Genomic DNA, 3165 nt, shown 5'->3' on the forward strand with positions numbered 1-3165 from the left:
GCGATGGGAAGGCGTGCGAAAAAGCCGGCTGCGGAGAAGCCCTTGGCCCCAGGTGCCGCGAATATTTGTTTATACGGATTTGACATGGGACGATCCTTCCAGCTATCGGATAGAACACTTATATACGAAGCGTATGTGTCTAGATAATGCATACGTCCCGTATGTCAATGAAAAAGATACGCGGCGTATGTCAATGGAGTAGCCATGCGCAAACCGCGCCAGGAGATGATCGCAGAGACCCGCGGCAAACTTATCGCAGCCGGGCGGCGTGCCTTTGGCACGATCGGCTACGCGGAAGCTTCGATGGACGATTTCACCGGCGAAGCGGGACTGACGCGCGGGGCCCTCTATCACCATTTCGGTGACAAGAGGGGCCTGCTCCAGGCCGTCATCATGGAAATCGACGCGGAAATGACTGAACGGCTGAATGAGGTCTCGGCCGCCGCTCCCACGCGCTGGCAGGGCTTTGTCGATGAGTGCTCCGCTTATATCGAAATGGCGCTTGAGCCCGAAATCCAGCGCATCATGTTTCGCGATGGCCCTGCCGTACTCGGCGATATCTCGCAATGGCAGAACACCCCCGGCTGTATCGCCGCCCTCTCTCGCAGCCTCGACCGTCTCAAGGCCGATGGCGAGATCATCGACATCGACACCGAAACCGCCGCTCGCCTCATCAATGGCGCCAGCAGCCATATGGCGCTGTGGATCGCCAATGCGGAGAATCCGGAGGCGGTTTCGAAGCGGGCGGTCGCGGGGTTCAAGGCTATGTTGGGGAGCCTACGCAGACAGGAATGAGGTGTTTGATTCCCCGCTCAGTCGCCGCGGGCAGTTCATTGCGCACCGTGTTGACGTCGAGCGGGGCCGCGCCGCCAACATTGACATCGAGCACGAGCAGGCCTGACGTGGCGATGGCACCGCGTTGCCTATGCTGCACTTACAATCTGCAGCACGGCGGCGTGATCTCTACGCGTGCAGATACGCGCTGCGGCATGGGCGGTTTCGCCCACTGGATTGTGATCCTACTTCGCTGTAGAGCGAGGGAGGTATTTTGATGCCAAGCCCATCCCTTTTAGGTGCGATTCTATGATAAAAAAAGTTTATCTCGCCGGTCCGGAGGTCTTCCTTCCCAACGCCCGTGAAATGCTCGACCGCAAGGCGGCACTTGCCCGTGAGGCGGGACTTATTCCGCTCTCGCCTGGCGATCTGGAAATCCCGCACACGAACTCGAAGCGCGAGCGGGCGGCTGCGATAAACGCAGTGGACGAGAAGATGATGATTGAGGCTGACGCGATCATCGCCAATCTGACGCCCTTTCGTGGCATCGCCGCCGATACAGGGACGGCCTTCGAACTCGGCTTTATGTGCGCAAGCGGTAAGCCTGTGTTCGCCTACACGAATGTGGCCCGCGATCACAGCGGGCGGGTGAGCGATCTTTATGGCGGGGCCGTCGCCTATGATGCTGAAGGTCGACTGCGGGACCCGAATGGAATTGCGGTCGAGGATTTCGGCCTAGCCGACAATCTGATGCTGCACGCCGGAATTGAGCGGCGCGGTGGCGTCCTGATCATCGGAGACGCGGCGCGGGATGCACTCTATACGGATCTCGCCGCGTTCAAAGCGTGTCTTGCCGTCGCCGTTGAGAAACTGCGCTAAGGCGCCGAATGATAAGACGTCCTTCTAGTTGGCAAGAGCTGGCCCCCCGCTTCACGCCGGATCGCTCTCCCTTGAAAACGTTTTTCCCCGTTTCCGTGATCGGGACATCCACGGTCTCCAAGTGTGCCGAACAGGGCTCGGCACACTTTTCGCTGGGAGCAGCCCGTCGTCAAACCAGCCCGGGCACGACGAACACCAACCAGGCAACGATCGGACCGATGATAGCGATCAAGGCGCTGTAGATCAGTAGCTGTCGCAACACCTGCTCACGGCTGTCGTCCGGCGCATTGGCGACGACAAGGGCGCCGTTGGTGGAGAATGGGCTGGTGTCGACGATCGTCGTCGAGATGGCGATCGCCGCGACCACACCGATGGCGCTGATGTGCCCTTGCAGGAGGAACGGAACGGCAAGCGGGATGATCGCGCCGAGCAGCGCGGTCGAGGAAGCAAAGGCCGAGACGATGGCGCCCGTAAAGCAAAGCAGAAGCGCCACCAGTAGCGGCATGCCGAGACTGGATATGCCATTCGCCACGTAGTCGACCGTACCGGCCTTCTCCATGACGCCGACATAGGTGATGATGCCGGCAATCAGCAGCACGGTCGACCAACTGACCTTGTCGATTGCGGCCTTCTGGGTCTTCGGTGACAGCAGCGCGAGGACGACGGCGACGGTCATGGCGACGAGGCCAACATTGAACTTGAAAACCAGGGCGCCGATGCCGAGCGCCGTCAGGCCGATCAAGGTGGTAATTCTCTCATTGTTCAGACGCAACGTCGTCGCGGTATCGGCCGCCGTACCATAGGCATGCTCTCTGATCGGTTTTGCAGGCGTGCCGCCGTGGCCCCTGATCGACGCCGATACGCCCTCGGGATGGAGTTCGGGCAAGGGGYCAAGTGATGCGGGATCGTGCTTCATCACCCTCGCGCCACCGAACACGAAGAAGACCAGCACCGCGATCGCCAGGTTAAAGAAGAAGCTGGAAAGAAACAGCGAGGTCGGAGCGAAAGGCAGGCCGGCCTTCGCAACGATCTGGTTGGTGATTCCGCCATAGATGCTTATCGGCGAGAAGCCGCCTGCCTGCGCGCCGTGGATCACCATCAGACCCATCATCACCGGATGAATGCGGTACTGCACTGCAAAGCTCAACGCGACGGGTGCGAGAATGGCGACTGCAGCAGGCCCAAGTGCGCCGAAGCCAGTAATGATGGCGGCGACCAGGAACATCACCCAGGGAATCAAGCCGATCCGCCCGCGCACCAGGCGGACGGCACATTCGACGAGCCAGTCGATCGTGCCGTTGATCTGCGCTATGGCGAAGAGGTAGGTGACGGCGACGAGCGTCAGGAACAGATCACTCGGAAAGCCGGCAAATATATCGTTGGTTTTCATCCCGATGATCATGGAGCCGAGCACGAAGGCGCCGGCAAAAGCGAGCGCACCCATGTTGATTGGCTGGATCGTCGCAATGATGAACATGGCGATCAGCAGGCCTATGGACAGTAATTCAATAC

Annotated in this window: 3 protein-coding genes; 2 read left to right on the forward strand and 1 reads right to left on the reverse strand. The window is 59.9% G+C overall.

The annotated features are described in order from the left end of the window. The first annotated feature begins 204 nt into the window (after nt 1-204). Both AC1D1Z_RS35640 and AC1D1Z_RS35645 read left to right on the forward strand, forming a co-directional pair. A complete protein-coding gene (locus AC1D1Z_RS35640) occupies nt 205-795 on the forward strand; it encodes a TetR/AcrR family transcriptional regulator (RefSeq protein ID WP_026188688.1) in 591 nt (196 codons plus the stop codon). Nucleotides 796-1083: 288 nt separating this feature from the next. Next, nucleotides 1084-1653 carry a nucleoside 2-deoxyribosyltransferase gene (locus tag AC1D1Z_RS35645; RefSeq protein ID WP_018245583.1) on the forward strand — a complete coding sequence of 190 codons (570 nt, stop codon included), beginning with the start codon at nt 1084-1086 and terminating at the stop codon, nt 1651-1653. Between the two features lie 169 nt (nt 1654-1822). Here the strand turns inward: AC1D1Z_RS35645 and AC1D1Z_RS35650 are convergent, their stop codons facing one another. Beyond that, nucleotides 1823-3163, reverse strand: coding sequence for an SLC13 family permease (locus AC1D1Z_RS35650; protein ID WP_477853502.1), 1341 nt, complete (start codon nt 3161-3163; stop codon nt 1823-1825). Nucleotides 3164-3165 lie beyond the last annotated feature (2 nt).

Source organism: Rhizobium sp. P1_E1, assembly GCF_056406015.1.

What these genes read in the sequence shown, in the direction of transcription:
- AC1D1Z_RS35645 (WP_018245583.1), top strand. Translation starts at nt 1,084, where the DNA reads ATGATAAAAAAAGTTTATCTCGCCGGTCCGGAGGTCTTCCTTCCCAAC.
- AC1D1Z_RS35640 (WP_026188688.1), top strand. Translation starts at nt 205, where the DNA reads ATGCGCAAACCGCGCCAGGAGATGATCGCAGAGACCCGCGGCAAACTT.